Genomic DNA, 19,046 nt, shown 5'->3' on the forward strand with positions numbered 1-19,046 from the left:
TGTATGTATTGAAAAGGGTATAGCAACTCAGTCATTCTGAGAACTATACCCTTTAATGTCATTAACCTTTGCTTGCGCCGGATGTTAAGCCGTCGACAAGCAACCGTTGCAGGAACATGAACAAAATGGTGATCGGCAGCGCGATCAGTACCGCACCGGCGGCAAACAGCGTGAAGTTCGTGTTTTGGTTGCTGCTGACCATATCCCACATCCCCACGGCGAGCGTCCAGTTTTCTTTGCTCCGCAGGATCAGTTTGGCAAAGATAAAGTCAACCCAAGGGCCGACAAACTGGGTCAATGCCATGTAAGTCAGCATCGGCTTGGACAGCGGAAGAATGATCTGCCAGAATATTCGGAAGTTGCTGGCTCCATCGATTCTCGCCGCTTCATCCAGCGACCTCGGAATCGTGTCGAGGAAACCTTTGGCGATAAACGTACCGCCTATCGGCGCTCCTGCGGCGTACACGATAATGAGGGCGAGATGCGTATCCAGAAGCTGAAATTCTCTCAGCAGCAGGTAGATTGCGATCATGCTCATGAAGCCCGGGAACATGCCCAGTACCAGCAAAATGGACAGCGAATTTTTGCGACCGCGGAACCGGAAACGGGACATGGCGTAACTCGTGAGCAGGGTGAGCAGTACGCCGAGAAGCATGGAGCATATCGCTATTTTCAGCGTATTCATATACCATTGGCCGAACAGGTACGTATCCGACGTAAACAGTTCTCTGTAATGATCCAGCGTAAAGCTCTCCGGCAACAGCGTTTTGCTGTATAACGATTTCCCCGGCCGGACAGAGCCAAGTATAATCCAGAGTGCAGGATAAACGGCGGCGATACACAGGATGACTAGCATAATATAGCTGGCGGTTAATCGAATCGTATTTCTCGCTTTACGTCCGCTCATTGGATCATATCCTCCTCTTTGAACGACTTGGTTCTGCGATAGTTATAAATCGAGAACGAGGCAATGATGATGAAGATGATAATACCGATGGCGGATGCCATATTGTATTTGTTCTGATTCAGCGTCAGTTTGTACAGCCAGGTCACGAGCAAATCGGTGGCTCCGGCGTATTGGTAATCCCCTTTAACCGGATCGCCGCCGGTCAGCAGGAAGATCGCGTTAAAGTTGTTGATATTGCCGGCAAATTGCGTAATTAATGTCGGAGCCGTCGTAAACAGCACCATCGGCATCGTGACGATTTTGAATTTCTGGAACCCGGTGGCGCCGTCCACTTCGGCCGCCTCGTACATATCTTTTGGAATTGTAGTCAATACGCCCAAAATAAGCAGCATCGACACCGGAATACCGACCCACATATTGACGAGAATAACGGTTACTTTGGCGATTGTCGGGTCCGTCAGCCACGGAATTTGACCGATTCCGAAATAGCCAAGATATTGGTTAATCGGCCCGAACTGCCCGTTAAACATATTTCTCATCACAAGCAGAGAGATAATCTGCGGGATTGCATAAGGAAGAATTAAAATCGTTCTCCATACCCCTTTAAAGCGGATGCCTTTCTGGTTAATGAGCAGAGCTACGAGCAAGCCTCCGAAATACGTGGTCACCGTAGACAAAATCGCCCAGATAATCGTCCAGATCAGAACGCCGTAAAAGGTATGGCTCCATGTTTTTAGCGCAACCAGATTCTTAAAGGTTTGGAATCCGACCCAATCCACGAGCTTCGTCGGCGGGATATGATCGGGCGCCGAATAGTTAGTGAATGCGAGCATCACCATGAAGATGATCGGCATTACCGTAAAGAACAAAATTCCGATCGCGGGAATAGTCAGAAAAGCTTGGGCAAATTTGTAATCCAGCATATAGCGTACCGATTGCACGAAATTATGCGGTGTTTTGCCCGCTTCCCGCTCGATCCCGATTTTACGGGCGTCGCGGATATTCATGACATAAATAATGAGAAAAATAGCAAAAAAGATTAACGTAATTAAGCTTTGAATCATGATGAAAATGGAGTGGTCTCCATCGACCCATGTCCCTTTGACAAGCGTTCTCGGTGTTTCACCAAGCGTAACGATACCCCAGAGCGCATCTTTAAGATTATTTACGAAATAAAAAATCCCAAATGCCTCAAAAATTAAAAACAGCAGGCCCTTGATGAATTGGCGGTTATATATTTGACCCAATCCCATGCTGAGTATCGACAGTATAGTAGCGTTGTTGCGATGTCTGCCCATTTTCCTTCCTTCTCCTCTCCCCTTGGGAATCGAGGAAATGACCCGCCGCTAAAAAGCGGCGGGTACGGCTCCCCTTGGGTTGCGTGGATTCCGATTATTCGGCTGCCCCATTGTTCAAATCTTTAATTTGAGTAACCGCCTTTTCCATCGCTGCCTTCGGATCTGCATTGTTGTTCCAGATCTCAGGCAAGGCCGCGTTCACAGGCGCCCAAACATTGGACATTTCAGGAATGGAAGGCATCGGCTGAGAGTTTTTGGCTTGCTCAGCGAATACGGATACATAAGGATCGTTCTTGATTTGGTCGCTTTCCAGCGCTTCAAGGTTCGTAGGTACGGCACCGACTTTTTCGTTCAGCAGCAATTGGGCATCCTTCGAAGAAGCGAAGTTGGCAAACAGCTTAGCCGCATTCGGATATTTCGTAAAGGAGTTGACGACCCAAACTTTGATACCGGAGAAAGTGATGGCCGTATTGCCTGCAACCGAAGGATATGCGGCAAGGCCAAGATTGTCGCCGAGGGCTTCTTTATAGCCGGCAAGTTCCCAAGGACCGTTAATATCCATCGCTACATCGCCCGAAGTAAACAAGCCGCGTTTGATGTCGGGGTTGATGTCGCCGGTGTTGATCGGCATAACTTCTTTCAAGCTTTGGAATACTTTCAGGCCTTCGATGGCCCCGTCGGATGTCAGACCGATATCATCCGGATTCGTGCCGTTGTCGCCGAACAGGTATCCGCCGGCGCTGGCGATGAACGGATAGTTAAAGTACATGTTGCCGGCTTCCCACATCAGACCATATTTGTTTTTCGACTTATCCGTAAAGGTTTTGCTGAAAGCTTTGACATCCTCGAAATCTTTAGGAGCTTCGCTTAACAGCGACTTATTGTAGTACAGCGCCATCGTTTCGGCCGCTCTCGGATAACCGTACAATACGCCGTCGTAAGTAGCGCCTTGGATCGAAGCTTCCGTGTTGTTCTTCGTCGTTTCTTCGGCGAACACATCATTGGCCAGGATCAGACCGGATGTTGCCGCATTCCCCAAGTGGTCATGAGGTACGATCAGCACGTCAGCAGCGAGGCCGGAAGGACCGTCTTGCGTCAAACGCCCGATTTGGTCGGTCGGAGCAACTTCTTCAATTTTAACGGAAACCCCGTACTTTTCTTCAAACTGCTTGATGATTTCATCGGTGAATACTTTCTCTTCTTTACTTTCCCAAACTACCAGTTCGGCGCCCTCTTCAGGCACGATCGCTTCTTCCGTGGACGTATTGCCGCCGGTGTTGCCAGCGTTTGCATTATCTTGCGCATTGTTGGCCGGAGCCGTATTGTTGGCGGCGTTGTTGCCGCCGTTGTTGCCGCTGCCGCAAGCCGTAATGGATGCTACCAATGAAAGTGATGCGAGCAAAACCAATGCTTTTTTTAGTTTCATAAAGCTTAACCCCTCCCTAAATTTAAACGAAGCCACTCTCTCAGGAACATGCGCAAACGATTTCAGAGAAATGGAATCGGTTTTCAAAAAATTCGTTTTTCTAGTAAAAACCAATCCATTTCATTCACTGGAAAGCGCTTTATCCTCGAAATCATCATACAACATAGTTTATATTTTGTAAAAACGTTTGCACACCCCGTTTTTTTAGGATTTCTCTATAATACCTCGAAATATCTGGCTAATCCTGCGAATTTCACACAATATCTCAATTTAATCACCTCCTTTTTGCCATTAATTAGAAGGCCGAGCCGGTGCCGATTCGCTCTGTCCGTCTGCTTGTGCAATGGTTTGAACAATGCTATAATCCTGAACCATGTAAAGGTTGGCGGCGCTCCGTCCCTTGTTCTGAATGCAAATTGGAAGGCAATGTTATCCTATAGGGTACATCCTCGGCTTAGGTTGGCTGGGGTGTGCTTTTTTTAATGGCGGGCGACAAGCGACCTAATTACCCACACCAAGGAGGAAATAATCATGCTGCTTGAAGCGGTCTATCACCGTCCCAAACTGAACTGGTCTTACGCTTATGACCGTGAAACCGTCCATCTTCGCCTCCGGGCCAAACGGGATGACTTGACGGAAGCGTACGCCTTTGCGGGCGACAAATACATGTGGGATCAAAGCAAGGAGCTCGTCCCGATGTCCAAATTTGCTTCCGACGACCTGTTCGATTACTGGCAATGCGCCGTAAAGCCTCCGCTCCGCAGGCTGAAATACGGTTTTCTGCTGAAGGACGGCCAAACGGAAATCTGGATGACGGAGAACGATTTTTCCGGTGAACGTCCCGCTACCCCGGAGCGGTTATTTGAATATCCTTTCATCAATCCCGCCGACATATTCCATGTTCCCGAGTGGGTCAAGGATACGGTGTTTTATCAGATCTTCCCCGAGCGGTTCGCGAACGGCGACCCGGGCAACGATCCCGAAGGCGTTCTGCCATGGGGCGGCAAGCCGGAGCGGGACAATTTCTTCGGCGGCGATCTTCAAGGCGTGATCGATCATCTCGACCATCTTAGCGAGCTTGGCGTAACGGGGATTTATTTCACCCCCGTATTCGAAGCGACGACAAACCACAAATACGATACGGCCGACTATATGAAGATCGATCCTCATTTCGGCGATATCGATACGGTGAAAAGGCTGGTCAAAGCCTGCCACGACCGGGGAATCCGCGTGCTGTTCGACGCGGTGTTCAACCATTCCGGCAAGACGTTCGCCCCCTTCGTCGATGTGATGGAAAAGGGCGAAGCGTCCCGCTACAAGGACTGGTTCTCCGTGCGCCAATTTCCGCTCGAAGTCAAAGACGGCGTGCCGAGCTACGACACGTTCGCCTTCGAACCGCTGATGCCGAAATTAAATACGGATAACCCGGAAGTGAAAGAGTATTTGCTGAACGTAGCGGAATTCTGGATCAAGGAAGTCGGCATCGACGGCTGGCGGCTCGATGTCGCCGATGAAGTCGATCACCGGTTTTGGCGCGAGTTCCGCAATACCGTCAAAACCGCCAACCCGGACGCCTATATCCTCGGCGAGATTTGGCATGAATCTTCCCCTTGGCTGCAGGGCGACCAATTCGACGCGGTCATGAACTATCCTTTCACCGACGCGGTGCTCGATTATGTCGTCCACGGCAAGCTGGACGCCAAAGGCTTTGCGGACGTCATCGGCAAACAGCTCGCCCGCTATCCGCAGCAGGCCAGCGAAGTGGCGTTCAATCTGCTGGACAGCCACGACACGCCGCGCTTGCTGACGCTCTGCGAAGGGGACAAGCGGAAAATGAAGCTCGCCGCTCTCTTCCAGTTTACCTATGGCGGCACGCCTTGCATATACTATGGGGATGAAATCGGCCTTGACGGCGAGCTCGATCCGGGCTGCCGCAAATGCATGGAATGGGACCGGGACAAACAGGATCAGGACCTGTTTGCGTTCTACCGCAAGCTGATTGCCGTCCGCAAGGAACTGGCTCCGCTGCGCACCGGCTCGATCTCTTTCCTGATCGCGGAGGAAGGCGGCAGCAAACTGGCCTACGAACGCAAGCTCGGCCGGGATTCCGTGCTCGTGCTGCTCAATAACTACGATGCGAGTCAAACGCTGGAGGTTCCCGCCGCCGGACAAGCCTGGCGCGACGCGATGGGCGGACAGGCCTACGAGACGGAAGGCGGCAAATTGGCCGTGAAGCTTCCGGCTTATGGGTACGCGGTATTGAAGCGGGAAAATTAAAAAGAAAATTCAGGGGATGGCGAGATTCGGCAGATGATGACGAGTTCTTTCGAGCTCGTCTGTTTTCTGCGTTTACGGCTCTTATATCGGGAAACGTTTGCGCAATTCCGGCGTTAAATTTTCTCACCCATACCAACATTAGTCGGAAATCCGTAATCCAGAACAGCTTTTCCCCTGCTTTCTCTATTTACTTTCCGCTATCTTTCGATTAATATTACAATGTAAAGCAAACGGTTCCACAGAGGAGGTTTTTTATGGCTGTTACCATAAAGGATGTTGCCAAAAAGGCCGGAGTATCACCCTCTACAGTGTCCCGGGTGCTGTCCAATCATCCACGAATAAGCGCCGAAACTTCGAGAAAAGTAAAGGACATCATGGATCAGCTTGGGTACCATCCGAATATAATGGCGAAGAGCCTGGTATCCAAAACAACAAACAGTATCTGCATCATGTTACCGAAGTCCGCCGAGGAATTGTTCTCCAATTTCTTCTTCATGGAACTGATTCGCGGCATTGTCACGCAAGCAAGCCGGCTTGGTTACGATGTGCTGATCAGTTCGGGAGCCAACGAGAAGGAAGAAGTTGAAGGCGTTTCCCGATTGCTCAACGGACGACGGGTGGATGGTGTGATTCTACTTTATTCGAGGCAAGACGACCCTGTTATCGATTTTCTGTATGAAAACGGTCATCATTTTGTTCTGATCGGACGCAGCGAACAATATCCCGATATTTTATCGGTCGATAACGATAACGTACAGGCTTCTTACGACGCCACAAAGCATCTGATTTCCTTGGGGCATGAACGGATCGGGTTCGTCAGCGGACCGCCGGACCTCGTCGTTTCCAAGGATCGGCTGAAGGGATATCTGGATGCCCTGCATGATTCGGGACTGGAAATGCGCCCCGAATGGATCGTCGAGGGGGAATTTTTGCAGGAAAGCGGCTATCGGGCGATGTCCTTCTTTATGAATTTGCCGGACCGTCCCACAGCCATCGTCCTGATCGACGACGTCGTATCGTTCGGCGTGTTGCGCGGCCTGCATGAACTCAAGTACAAAGTGCCTGAAGATTTGTGCCTGGTCAGCTTCAACAATATTCCTTTGTCCGAATTGTCGACACCGCCGCTCAGTAGCATCGATATCGGAATTTACAATTTGGGATATACCGCTTCCCAGGTCTTGATCCAATCGATTCAAAACAGCGACAAGACCTATCCGAGACGGCAAATCATTCCGCATCGGTTGATGGTTCGCGAATCCTCGATGTATTCGATATCGAAAAAATAAGGGTGGACCCAAAAATAATTGAAGCATACCGCTTCTTTTATTTTTCGATTTTTGTTCAAACGTTTGCGCTAAAAGAGGAGGAGAGGTTATGACCTCAATCAAGGCCTGTTTATTCGACTTGGACGGTGTGCTGGTCGACACCGCCAAATACCATTATCTCGCCTGGAAGCGGCTGGCCGCCGAGCTCGGGTTCGAGTTCACCGAGCGGGATAATGAACGGCTCAAAGGCGTCAGCCGGATGGCTTCGCTCGATATTTTGTTAAGCGTGGGAGGCCTCGAACTGGACGATGCCGTCAAGCTTGAGCTTGCCGAGCGTAAAAACAACTGGTATTTCGATATGATTTCCAAAATGGACGCTTCGGAGATTTTGCCGGGAGCGCTTGAATTCCTGAAGGATTGCCGGGAGAACGGTCTGAAGGTCGCGCTGGGATCGGCCAGTAAAAACGCGATGACGATTCTGAACAATACGGGGCTTACGCCGTATTTCGACGCCATCATTGACGGGACGCGCACCGCGAGCGCCAAGCCCGACCCGGAAGTGTTTACGCTCGGCGCGTCCGAACTCGGCATTTCGCCGGAGCACTGTGTCGTGTTCGAAGACGCGGAAGCCGGGATCGAAGCCGCCCGGCGGGCCGGGATGCGCAGCGTGGGCATCGGGTCGCCGAGCACGCTCGGCGCAGCCGATCTCGTCGTCGCCTCGCTCGCCGATATGACCGTAGCGCGCCTGCGGGATATCGCCGCGGGCCAGCAAGCCTAACCGGGGAGCGACCGCATTTATATAATTCATATAAACCGAAACAACCATTATAACAACCATCAGAAAGACTTTTTGGGAGGGGCCGGTAATAGTGAAACAATATCTTAAATTGGATGAGTGGTCCATTATTGAGGAATCTTTTGATCCCGCCACACATGAAATCTCTGAAAGCATTTTCAGCATCGGTAACGGTTTCATGGGCCAGCGGGCCAACTTCGAGGAGCAGTACAGCGGGAAATCGCTGCAAGGCAGCTATATGGCCGGGGTATATTATCCCGACAAGACGCGCGTCGGCTGGTGGAAGAACGGTTATCCCGAGTATTTCGCCAAAGTGCTGAACAGCACCAACTGGATCGGCATCAATGTGTTCATTGACGGCAATGTCCTGGATCTGGCGAAATGCGGGGTCAAGGATTTTGTCCGCGAGCTGAACATGAAGGAAGGTACGCTGTCCCGCCGTTTTGTGGCCGTATTTGAGGACGGTAAAGAGGTTCAAGTCGAAGCGGTGCGTTTCGTCAGCGTGAAGCGCCATGAAATCGGTGCGATTCGCTATGCGGTAACTCCGCTCAACTTCTCCGGCACGATCAAGCTTGTGCCTTATCTCGACGGCGATGTGCAGAACAAAGACTCCAACTATGAAGAGAAATTCTGGCTTGAAGTCGAAAAAGAAGCGGCGGCGGATATCTCCTATCTCACGCTGAAGACGAAGAAACTTGACTTCCATGTCACCTCAGTTATGTCCTTTGACATCTTTAAAAACGGTACAAAGCTCGACATTCAGCCCGTCATTTCAGAATGCGAAAAGTATGTATCCGCCGAAGCGGCCGTTGAAGCCAATCAAGGCGAAACCGTAGCTATCTATAAATATGTAGCCAACGTAACTTCCCGTAACTTCGGTCTCGGAGAGCTCGTAACGGAAGGCAAGAAGCTGCTTGAAGAGGCGAAAGCGGCAGGCTTTGACGCCTTGCTGCAAGAGCAAATCGCCGGCTGGGCCGACAAATGGAAGGAAAGCGACATCATTATCGAAGGCGATGTGTCTGCACAGCAGGCGATCCGCTTTAATATTTTTCAATTGAATCAAACCTATGACGGTTCCGACGACCGCCTGAATATCGGGCCTAAGGGCTTTACCGGTGAAAAATACGGCGGCAGCACTTACTGGGATACCGAGGCTTATTGTGTGCCTTTCTATCTCAGCACCGCGGATTCGAGCATCGCCCGCAACCTGCTTATCTACCGCTACAAGCACCTGGAAAAAGCAAAGGAAAACGCGCGCAAGCTCGGCTTCCCGAAAGGCGCCCTTTATCCGATGGTGACGATGAACGGCGAGGAATGCCACAACGAATGGGAGATCACCTTCGAGGAAATTCACCGGAACGGCGCGATCGCCTACGCGATCTACAACTACGTGAATTATACCGGCGACAAAGCGTATTTGAGCCAGTACGGTCTGGAAGTGCTCGCGGAAATTTCCCGCTTCTGGGAAATGCGCGTCAACTGGTCGGAGGCCAAAGGCAAGTACGTGATGCTCGGCGTAACCGGGCCGAACGAATACGAGAACAATGTCAACAATAACTGGTACACGAACCGCATCGCGGCGTGGACGATGGAATACACGCTGGAAGTGCTCGATTACTTGAAAGCGAATGAGAACGCGCGTTACCTGGAGCTGGTCGACAAGCTGAAGCTGCAGGACGAAGAAACAGCCCAGTGGCGGCATATTATCGCCAATATGTACTACCCGGTCGACGAAGAGCGCGGCATCTTCCTGCAGCAGGACGGCTTCCTCGACAAGGAAATCCTGCCTGTGAAGGAACTGGCTCCGGAGAACCTGCCGCTGAACCAGAACTGGTCCTGGGACCGCATCCTGCGCTCCTGCTACATCAAGCAGGCCGACGTGCTGCAGGGATTGTACTTCCTGGGCGACCGTTACGACCTGGAGACGAAGAAGCGCAACTTCGACTTCTACGAACCGATCACGGTCCACGAGTCCTCCCTCTCCCCTTGCCTGCACGCGATCATCGCCTGCGAGCTCGGCTACCAGGAGAAGGCGTACGAGATGTACCTGCGCACCGCCCGGCTCGATCTTGACAACTATAACAACGACACCGAGGACGGCTGTCATACGACCAGTATGGCCGGTACCTGGATGTCCATTATTCAAGGGTTCGGGGGCTTGCGCGCAGCGAATGACGAATTGGTGCTTCGTCCGTTCATTCCGTCCCACTGGACTTCGTTCTCCTTCAAGGTGATGTTCCGGAATTCCCGTCTGAACGTCAGCGTAACGGACGAGAACATCACCGTCACGAACGAGACGGATGTGCCTGCGGCGATCCGCATTTACGACAACAGCTACACGGTGGCCGGCAATGGCGAAATCAAGGTTGAAAGAGCGTCCTTGGCCGCAAAATAATAGTTCAAGAAATACAGAATCCCTGTGGTGCTTTGGTAAAACCGGCCACGGGGATTCTTTTTCATTAATGATCGTTAAGCCGCCAAGTCGCCGACCAGGTTCTTCATCCATTTCCTTGATCTGATGCGGGCCATGCCGATCACAAAACGAACGACCTCTTCCATGGAAAGGACAAGGTAGACGAGGAAAATCGGCTGCTTCCAAACGAAGGACATCAGCAAACCGGACGGTACGCCGATCAGCCAGGTCGCCGTAGATTCCATCGCAAACACAAATTTGCTGTCCCCGCCGCTGTTCAGTATGCCTCCCGCCATGATCATATTGCTTACTTTCACCCACAGGAACGCGGCAAACACCCAGACCAAATAAATCCCCAATCGATGGGTCTCATCGGATACCTTAAACGCGGATACATAAAACGGCGAGATGAGCACGATGATTGCGCCCACAACCAGGGATACGCCTATGCCCAGCCGGATGAACCGCTTGGCATATTGCAGCGCAACCTCCTCTTCTCCCGCTCCCAGCTTGTTTCCGACCATGACGCCGCCCGCGCTGGAGAGGCCAGCAAGCAGCCCGATGCAGATGCCCTGGAGCGGAAAGGTAATCGTCATGGCCGTCATCTCCGATGTCCCCATCCGGCTATAAATAATCGCGTATACCGTCTCCCCGAGTACCCAGATGAACTCCGTAAGAACAATCGGATAGGTCGTCCGCAGAAATTTGGAGATGAGCGGCTTCGAGGCGCTGAATAAATCTTTAAAGTCGGCCCCTCCCGGCAATTTGAATTTATATACCGCGCCGATAATGAACAGGCACTCCACGATTCTGGCCGTCAGGGTAGCGACGGCTGCCCCCTTTAAGCCCCACTCGGGAAAACCGAGCTTGCCGAAAATCAATAAGTAGTTGAGGGCAATATTCAACCCTACCGTAATCAGGCTGACAAACATCGGCAGCTTTACATGCCGCGTGCTCCGCAAGATGGCGGAATACAGCATGGTCAGCATCATGGGAACATAAGTTAATGCCGTAATTTCCAGAAAAACATAGCCATTTTCTATGACTTTGGTGTCCGTCGTGAAGAGACTGAGACAGAGCTGCGGCTTGAGGAACACAAACAAGGAGAACAGAAACGACAAACCGAAGCCGATCAGCAAACCGACGCCAAGCAGACCGGAAATGCTCTTCCGGTCCCGTTTGCCCCAAAATTGGGCGGCATATACCGAAACACCCGTAGCCAAACCGGCCAGCACTACCGAGATGACGCTGTAAATTTTGCCGGACATACCGACGGAAGCAATCGCCACATCGCCGAGTTGACCGACCATCAACTGATCCGTCAGGGTCAGCAGCGCCATAATTAGGCTTTGCAAAGTTACCGGAACGGCAATTTTGTACACATTCCGGTAGAAATCCTTCTTCAACGCAATATTCATCCCCGCATCCTCGCTTCTTCCTTTATTCCTTCAAAAAAAACCGCAGGCTGCCCAAAACAAACCAGAAGTTGAGCATCCTGCGGAGTTTATTTATATTCAGTTGTAGTCGGCTTACTCTGTAATATTCAAAACGACCATCCCGAGCCCATGGACCTCTAGTGAAGTACCGTTGAGCTTGCGGACGAATTCGCTGCCGTAATGCACTTCCCAGGCACCCAGGTCCGGCAAATTCAGCGTGACCGGTTCCGGATTGGCGTTATAAAGCACATATAGATGAAGGTCCGGATCGCCGCCCGCGTGATTTCGCAGCGTGTATGCGATTGCATGGTCCGGCGCGCTCTCAAAATACAAATGCTCGCGAATCTCCTGCGCCGTCCGCAGCCGGAAGGCCGGATGGGATTTGCGCAGCTTGATCAGGCTGGCCATATACAGCACATCGTTCTGGCGGGCCGCACAGCGCTCCCAATCGAGCCGGTTGATCTCGACGGAAGATTTGTAGCTGTTCTCTACGCCGTTTTTGGTACGCATAAACTCTTGGCCTGCATGGATGAAGGCGATGCCCTGGCCGGTCAGAACGATGGCCGAGCCCAGTCTGTGCATGCGGCGGCGCTCTTCCTCCGTTTCCCCGCCCGACGACAGCGCCAGTTTGTCCCAGAGGGTGTGATTGTCATGGCATTCCACATAATTGACATTCTGAGTCGGCTCTTCGGCGAACTGTTCTATCGTCCCGCCGTACCGGATGCCGCCGACGACGCCGCGCTTTACGCCGTCCTCCAGGCCGCTTCCCCGGCTGACAAAGCCTTTGGAGCCGAAAATGAACGTATCCCCCTTGACGGCATCGCGGATCCCGTCATTAAAGTGGGCGATGCCGGGCATCTGCCGGGCGTTGCCTTGATGGGCGCGCCGCTCGTTCGGCAGCACAGTGTCCATATTCCAGCCTTCGCCGATCATCAGGATCGAAGGATCGATGTCATCGAGCCGGCGCCGGATTTCCTTCATCGTGTCCACATCGAGGAGGCCCATCAGATCGAACCGGAAGCCGTCGATATGATATTCGCGGACCCAATGCAGCACGGAATCGACGATGAATTTGGACATCATCGGCCGCTCGGACGCGCATTCGTTTCCGCAGAAGGACCCGTTGGAGAAGGTGCCGTCCGGATTGTACCGCAGATAGTACCCCGGCACGAGCTTGGTGAAATTGACCAGGTATCCGTCATAGACATGGTTGTAAACGACGTCCATTATTACCCGCATTCCCCGGTCATGGAGCGCCTGGATACAGCGTTTCAGCTCCGTGATCCGGGAGACCGGATTGTACGGATCCGTGGCGTAGGAGCCTTCGGGCACGTTATAGTTCTTGGGGTCATATCCCCAGTTGTAATGCGGACGATCCAGCTTCGTCTCGTCCACGCTCTGCGTCGAGTAATCGTAAATCGGCAGGAGCTGGACATGGGTCACGCCAAGCCCGGCGATATAATCGAGCCCCGTCGGAATCCCGCCGGGCCCGCGCGTTCCGCTCTCGGCCAGGCCGAGGAATTTGCCCTGATGAATGACACCGCTGTCGGGATGAATGGACAAATCCCGGATATGCAGCTCGTAAATCACCGCGTCGACCGGCGACGCCAGCGGCGGCTTCTCCCCGGTCCACCGCTCGGGATCGGTCCGGCCAAGGTCGAGCACGACGGCTCTGTCGCCGTTGACGCCGACCGCTTTGGCGTAGGGGTCGGCCGCTTCATTCCAATCCGCACCTACTTTAACCTTGTACGTGTAATAGATGCCGTGATAGTCTCCGGGGGCTTCCAACAGCCAGGTTCCATGGGCAGCCCGGACCATCGTCCGCTCCTCCAGCGGCTGGCTGTTCCAGGAAGCGTAAAACACGACCTTCGCCTCCGACGCCGTCGGCGCCCAAAGGCGGAACACCGTTTTATCCGGCGCATACACCGCTCCCAGGTCATCCCCGCTATAATAAAATTTATCGTCAAACGCCTTGTCAAACACGGAAACCCCTCCCGTTACCGCGGGATCGCCGTAATCCATAATGATATCGATTTCCTTCTGTACCGACACTGGATTCACTCCAATCGTTTAGAAATGTCGCACCGGTGCATTCCAGGGCAGCGGCAAGCTATTTTAAATGAGGCAGCACGTCTTCGGTATAGGCCCGCAGGATTTCCCCGACGCTCCAGGCCTGCGAGAAGCATCCTCTGCTCGTACAGGCAAATTCGCCGTCGAATATTTCGGCGATTCCGCCGATCCCGCCGTCCAGGAGATGGTCCTCAAATACCTCGCACATCTCTCTGGCCGTCTCTACGGCTTCCTCGCTGTAGCCGCCCACCTTGCAGTAAGCGGTAATGAAAGCGCCAAGCGGGAACGCCCATACGGTTCCCATATGATACGCGCCGTCCCGGTCGATGAGCTTGCCGATATAACGCGGCCGGTATTCCGGATCCTCGGGAGATAGCGACCGCAGGCCGTAAGGTGTATACAAATGCTTGTAGACCGTGTTTACGACCGCTTGTTCTCTCTCGGGAGCAAGCATCGTAAACGGCAGCGACACGGCCCAGATTTGATTCGGACGGATTCGCCCGTCATTGATCCGCTCCCCGTTGCCCTGTTCCACATCGACCACATCGTACAAACATTCCGCCTCGGCGTTCCAGAAGCGGCGGTTGAAGGATTCATGCACTCTTCGTGCTAATGCATCATATGGCGTCATGTCCCCGAAACGTTCCGCCAGCTCCGCCATCACACACAGAGCGTTATACCATAAAGCGTTGATCTCGACCGGTTTGCCGTGCCGCGGCGTGACGACCCAATCGCCAACCCGCACGTCCATCCAGGTGACCTGATCCAAACCGCCGCCGGCATGAATCAAGCCGTCCTCGTCCATCCCGATCGAGAAATCGGTGCCGTTTTGATAGGCTTCTATGATTTCTCGCAACTTAGGGTAAATCCTTTGCTCGATGAACTTGTAGTCCTCTTCCCCGCCGGTATGCCGCAAATACTCGTGCACCGAGTGAAAATACCACAGCGAAGCGTCGACCGTATTGTAGAGCGGCTCCTGCCCGTCGTCGGGAAACATGTTGGGGATCAGGCCGTTCCGGACATATCGCGCGAACGACTCCAAAATCTCTCTAGCATCGGCATACCGTTTGGTGGATAGCGTTAGGCCCTGCAGGGCAATCATCGTATCCCGTCCCCAATCGGTGAACCAGGGGTAGCCGGCGAGCACCGTTTTCAGCCCCGTCGATGCCCGGTTGACGATAAAATGATCCGCCGCCTCCACCAAACGGTCGGCAAAGCGGTTCCCGTAGCCGGCCGTTTGCACCAGCTTGTCCATTCTCTCCTTATACTCGCGGACGATCGTAAACCCGTCTTTGCCGCCGGGCTGCAGCGGTTCTACGGAGCATTTTACATAGAACCTCTTACGCTCGTACGGATCTATATCAATATGAATTTCATAGGGAGTATAATGGCAGTCTACGCCCAGGAAGCCGTTGCGGTTCTCAAACTTGTAATAATGGGATTCTTCATATAAATAGTTGGGTGTCGCCATCGTCACCGGGAGTGTGGATCTGTCCAGATAGTCTCCTTCGGAAGTCATAAAGGAAATGACCGTTTCCGGATGGCTGCGCGGAACGAGCTTCAGCATTTTGCCCGTTTGCTCCGTCTCGAACGACAGCCTGCCTTTTTCCGAGGCATCTCCCGGCGAGCGGTAATTAAACAGCGGAACCAGCTTTAGCTTGGTGCGTTCCTTTCCGCCCGTTACTTCGTAGCACACGGTTACGGTATTATGGCCGTATTCCATGGCGATCGTTTTACGGATGCGCACATCCTCCACCTGATAGTCGTATTCCGGCACCGTATCCAGCTTGAACCTCCGCAGGTAGCGCTGGCCGTCTTTTTGCCAATTCACGTACTGCTGGGAGGCAAGATCATAAGTTTCCCCGCCGATCTCCACCTCTTCCTGGGTTCTCGTAAATACGAGCATGCGGTCCACGGGCGCCTTGGCCGATGCCACCAGATATCCATGGGAAAGCCGGAAGCCTCCGCCGGGAACCGAGTGTCCCGCGTATCCCCCGACCCCGTTGCCGATCAGCCACTCCCGTTCGTTTCCTTCGTCAAGCGTCCGCCACATGCTGCGTCCCAGCACATATGCTCTATCCATGCCGAACCTCCCTATCATGCCTCTATCTTCTTATTGCTTCTTAATACTTCTTCATATCTTAAAAGTGCTCTGCAATTTTTTCTCAATTCCCTTTCAACTTCTTCAAAGGTACTCTCTGGAATGCCCTATCAATCATTTGCCATGCTCTGTTACTTAAACGTTTACTTACTATTATGTGCTGCATTATATCACCGTTCTTTCCGTTTGGTCAATCGTTTGCACAAAGCTAGTGTATTGCCCCCTCCTATTTGAATGATTACCATAGTTCACTTCCGGCCGGCATTCCAAGACATTACTTTGAGCCTTTTACGAACTTCTCTGTTAGACACTATTCATTTATAGGCGGCACGCTCCGATAAATATATAGGTTCGTAGTTCTTTTGGACTACTTTTTGCTATCGGAATAAGTCAGACGGAGGCATGCTATGTATTGTTCAAAATGTGGCACAGTACTTTACGAAGAAGACAATTTTTGCGTCAGCTGCGGAACCCCGGTTAAACCGAGAGAGGAGGTTCCTTCCGGTTCGCCTGTTCTCAACGGCCAATCCGGCGCCGTCGCGGGGGTTCCGGAAGAGCAACGCAGCCATCCCCGCCCCGGCGATGAACCGTCAGAGACAGACTTGTCTCTATTTGTCGGAGCCAAGGCCGAAGATTATTTGCGCAAATGGAAGGAAGGCAGCCATTGGAACTGGCCCGCATTTTTGCTCGGCGGGTATTGGATGCTATATCGGGGGATGTATCTCTATCTTTTGCTGTATTTAATCTGCTTAACGTTTATGGTGAATATCGTCCGGTTCGCGCTCTTCCCGGTTTATGCTGTCCCGGACGGCGTCGCAGTGGTGGCCATTATCGCCCAACTTGCGCTCCATGCCCTGTTCGCCGCGTTCGCCAACCAAATTTATCTCCACCACGCCCGGCGAAAAATCAGAGCGCTGAACCTACGCTTCATCCGCGATCCTGAAACCCGCGCCGAGAAAATCGCGCTGGCCGGCGAAACCAGCCTGTACATCCCGATCGCCCTCGCCGTCCTGCCGGCGTTGATTCTCGCCGTTACCGTTCTGTTCTATTCGTTTCATACATATAAGGAGATCAATGAAACCGTCCGCGACCAGCAACTGCAGCAGAGGCTGCAGCAACAACTGCAACAACAGCAGCAGGAATATCAGGACACGCAAGATAACGACGGTTTCGGCGAACCGTTCTACCCGTAAACGCAAAAAAGCGGCGGTATACGACCGCCGCTTAAGCCCCTGCCTTTAACTATGGGCAGGAGAAAAGCTGCAAGTGTGCAGCTTTTTTAATATATTGCTTCCGTTTGGAGTAAATACCTGCAAAAGTGCAGGTATTTACCGCTTAAGTCGCCTTATGCTCGGTTTAGCCCGTAAATTCCTGCATAATCGGAGGAATTCGCTAATAAAGCCTGGACAGCCCGGAAAAACTGCATTATTGCAGGAATTTCCGCTGCTCGCGCTAAGCTTCCCTGACTGCTCGATACCTCGTGGCCCGCAATGAATCGGCTGCCTGCCGGGAGCCGGACACCCTTGCAGCAATGGCGGCTTCGGACTCGGCTTCGGCGAAAGAGAAGCCGAAAGCCGCCCGCCGCTTATATAGGCGTGTTTACGCGCCGGCCTGCTCCACCATGCCGCGGGCGATCCACACCCCGGCGGCTCCCGCCTGGGCCAGTCCGCGGGTGATGCCGGCGCCGTCTCCGCCGCAGTAGAGCCCGGCGATTTCCGTCTCCAGCGAGGCCGACAGCTTCGGCCGGGCGGAGTAGAACTTCGCCTCCACGCCGTAGAAGAGCGTGTGCTCGGAGGCGATACCCGGGGTGACTTTTTCGAGCGCCTCGACCATTTCGATCAAGCTCTTCATCGTATTGTAAGGCAGCACGAGTCCTAGATCCCCCGGAACCGCCTCCTTCAGCGTCGGCTCCAAGAAGCCTTCGGCGATGCGTTTCTCGGTCGAACGCCGGCCGCGCAAAATATCGCCGTACTTCTGGATGATAACCCCGCCGTTCGAAAGATCGTTCGCCCGGCGGCAAATTTCTCTGGCATATTCGTTCGGCTTGTCGAAGGGATCGGTAAATTTATGCGATACAAGAAGGGCGAAATTCGTATTGTTCGAGCCGAGCGCCGGATCTTTATAAGAGTGGCCGTTCGCGGCCATGACTCCGCTGTGGTTTTCCACCACGACATGCCCCGACGGGTTGCTGCAAAACGTCCGGACCTGCGTGCCCACCGAAGTATTGAAGATGAATTTCCCTTCATACAAATGCTCGTTGATCTCCCGCATCACCACATCGGAAGTCTCCACCCGCACGCCGACATCGACCTGATTGTTGGACATATGCAGGCGGCGTTTCTTCAAAATGTCGGTCAGCCAGGCCGAGCCGTCGCGCCCCGGGGCGACCATGACTTTGTCGGCCTCGTAGGTTTCGCCGTTTTTCAGGACAATGCCCTGAACCCGGTGCTGCCCCTCCTCCTTAACCGTGATGAGATCCTCCACTTCCGCCTTGAACACCATATCGACCCGTGTCTTCAAATGTTCGTAGATCGATTTCAGAATCTCCAAGTTCTGTTCCGTACCGAGGTGGCGGACCCGGGCGCGGAGCAGCTTGAGCCCGGCGGCGTAGCCACGCTGCTCGATCCCGCGGATCGCGTCGGTCATCGGATCGGTGATCGCCGGAGTCGCGCCGTGCTCCAGATTGATGGCGTCCACGTATTGAATCAGCTCAAGCACCTTGGACGGTGCGACATAATCGGTCAGCCAGCCGCCGAATTCGGTCGTGATATTGAATTTCCCGTCGCTGTACGCTCCGGCTCCGCCGAATCCGGCCGTAATGGAGCAAGCGGGCAGACAGCCGGCGAATTCCTTCTTGCCCGCGGCAGGCGGACACAGCGTAATCTTCTCCTCCAAGATCGGGCAGCGGCGGCGGTAAATGTCATGCCCCTTATCGATCAACAGCACTTTCCACTGCGGCGCTTTCCGGGTCAACTCGTAACAGGCGAAAATCCCCGCGGGTCCGGCTCCGACAACAATGACATCATATTTACTCATCAGTTTCCTCCTAGTTTCTCC

12 protein-coding genes are annotated in these 19,046 nt (G+C 53.1%); 5 read left to right on the forward strand and 7 right to left on the reverse strand.

The genetic code is table 11. The features are described from left to right. Positions 1-61 precede the first annotated feature (61 nt). The 3 genes from V3851_RS11120 to V3851_RS11130 all read right to left on the reverse strand — a co-directional run bounded on the left by V3851_RS11120 (position 62) and on the right by V3851_RS11130 (position 3,631). Positions 62-907, reverse strand: coding sequence for a sugar ABC transporter permease (locus tag V3851_RS11120; RefSeq protein WP_331846595.1), 846 nt, complete (start codon positions 905-907; stop codon positions 62-64). Next, positions 904-2,205 (reverse strand): carbohydrate ABC transporter permease, encoded by a 1,302-nt coding sequence (locus tag V3851_RS11125; protein WP_331846596.1) that lies wholly within the window; start codon positions 2,203-2,205, stop codon positions 904-906. Before V3851_RS11125 ends, V3851_RS11120 begins: the two co-directional genes overlap by 4 nt. A gap of 94 nt (positions 2,206-2,299) precedes the next feature. Further along, positions 2,300-3,631 carry a sugar ABC transporter substrate-binding protein gene (locus tag V3851_RS11130; RefSeq protein ID WP_331846597.1) on the reverse strand — a complete coding sequence of 444 codons (1,332 nt, stop codon included), beginning with the start codon at positions 3,629-3,631 and terminating at the stop codon, positions 2,300-2,302. A gap of 531 nt (positions 3,632-4,162) precedes the next feature. Between V3851_RS11130 and V3851_RS11135 the strand changes: the two genes are divergently transcribed. The 4 genes from V3851_RS11135 (at position 4,163) to V3851_RS11150 (ending at position 10,364) form a co-directional block, all read left to right on the forward strand. Further along, the gene (locus tag V3851_RS11135) at positions 4,163-5,908 is read left to right on the forward strand and encodes an alpha-glycosidase (RefSeq protein ID WP_331846598.1); all 1,746 of its coding nucleotides are present in this window, start codon (positions 4,163-4,165) and stop codon (positions 5,906-5,908) included. Between the two features lie 254 nt (positions 5,909-6,162). Further along, positions 6,163-7,194 carry a LacI family DNA-binding transcriptional regulator gene (locus V3851_RS11140; RefSeq protein WP_331846599.1) on the forward strand — a complete coding sequence of 344 codons (1,032 nt, stop codon included), beginning with the start codon at positions 6,163-6,165 and terminating at the stop codon, positions 7,192-7,194. A gap of 88 nt (positions 7,195-7,282) precedes the next feature. Then, positions 7,283-7,951 (forward strand): beta-phosphoglucomutase, encoded by a 669-nt coding sequence (gene pgmB / locus V3851_RS11145; RefSeq protein WP_331846600.1) that lies wholly within the window; start codon positions 7,283-7,285, stop codon positions 7,949-7,951. Positions 7,952-8,042: 91 nt separating this feature from the next. After that, complete coding sequence (locus V3851_RS11150; RefSeq protein ID WP_331846601.1) at positions 8,043-10,364, forward strand: glycoside hydrolase family 65 protein; 2,322 nt, start codon at positions 8,043-8,045, stop codon at positions 10,362-10,364. Between the two features lie 74 nt (positions 10,365-10,438). Here V3851_RS11150 and V3851_RS11155 read toward each other — a convergent pair whose 3' ends face one another. From V3851_RS11155 to V3851_RS11165, 3 genes are all read right to left on the reverse strand, one after another. Continuing rightward, entirely contained in the window at positions 10,439-11,800 is a 1,362-nt protein-coding gene (locus tag V3851_RS11155) for an MATE family efflux transporter (protein ID WP_331846602.1), read from the reverse strand. Between the two features lie 111 nt (positions 11,801-11,911). Beyond that, the gene (gene pulA / locus V3851_RS11160; RefSeq protein ID WP_331846603.1) at positions 11,912-13,870 is read right to left on the reverse strand and encodes a type I pullulanase; all 1,959 of its coding nucleotides are present in this window, start codon (positions 13,868-13,870) and stop codon (positions 11,912-11,914) included. A 58-nt stretch (positions 13,871-13,928) separates the two neighbouring features. Beyond that, positions 13,929-15,971 carry an amylo-alpha-1,6-glucosidase gene (locus V3851_RS11165; RefSeq protein ID WP_331846604.1) on the reverse strand — a complete coding sequence of 681 codons (2,043 nt, stop codon included), beginning with the start codon at positions 15,969-15,971 and terminating at the stop codon, positions 13,929-13,931. 425 nt (positions 15,972-16,396) lie between these two features. Between V3851_RS11165 and V3851_RS11170 the strand changes: the two genes are divergently transcribed. After that, positions 16,397-17,182, forward strand: coding sequence for a zinc ribbon domain-containing protein (locus V3851_RS11170; RefSeq protein WP_331846605.1), 786 nt, complete (start codon positions 16,397-16,399; stop codon positions 17,180-17,182). Between the two features lie 406 nt (positions 17,183-17,588). On the opposite strand, the gene V3851_RS11175 is transcribed toward V3851_RS11170, so the two are convergent. Next, positions 17,589-19,025, reverse strand: a complete 1,437-nt coding sequence (locus V3851_RS11175; protein WP_331846606.1) for an NAD(P)/FAD-dependent oxidoreductase — start codon at positions 19,023-19,025, stop codon at positions 17,589-17,591. Positions 19,026-19,046: the final 21 nt, after the last annotated feature.

Source organism: Paenibacillus haidiansis, from assembly GCF_036553665.1.
Lineage (GTDB): Bacteria > Bacillota > Bacilli > Paenibacillales > Paenibacillaceae > Fontibacillus > Fontibacillus haidiansis.

Coding starts and splice junctions, on each gene's coding strand:
- V3851_RS11175 (WP_331846606.1), bottom strand. CDS start 19,025: ATGAGTAAATATGATGTCATTGTTGTCGGAGCCGGACCCGCGGGGATT.
- V3851_RS11125 (WP_331846596.1), bottom strand. CDS start 2,205: ATGGGCAGACATCGCAACAACGCTACTATACTGTCGATACTCAGCATG.
- V3851_RS11170 (WP_331846605.1), top strand. CDS start 16,397: ATGTATTGTTCAAAATGTGGCACAGTACTTTACGAAGAAGACAATTTT.
- V3851_RS11155 (WP_331846602.1), bottom strand. CDS start 11,800: ATGAATATTGCGTTGAAGAAGGATTTCTACCGGAATGTGTACAAAATT.
- V3851_RS11120 (WP_331846595.1), bottom strand. CDS start 907: ATGAGCGGACGTAAAGCGAGAAATACGATTCGATTAACCGCCAGCTAT.
- V3851_RS11140 (WP_331846599.1), top strand. CDS start 6,163: ATGGCTGTTACCATAAAGGATGTTGCCAAAAAGGCCGGAGTATCACCC.
- pgmB (WP_331846600.1), top strand. CDS start 7,283: ATGACCTCAATCAAGGCCTGTTTATTCGACTTGGACGGTGTGCTGGTC.
- V3851_RS11135 (WP_331846598.1), top strand. CDS start 4,163: ATGCTGCTTGAAGCGGTCTATCACCGTCCCAAACTGAACTGGTCTTAC.
- V3851_RS11130 (WP_331846597.1), bottom strand. CDS start 3,631: ATGAAACTAAAAAAAGCATTGGTTTTGCTCGCATCACTTTCATTGGTA.
- V3851_RS11165 (WP_331846604.1), bottom strand. CDS start 15,971: ATGGATAGAGCATATGTGCTGGGACGCAGCATGTGGCGGACGCTTGAC.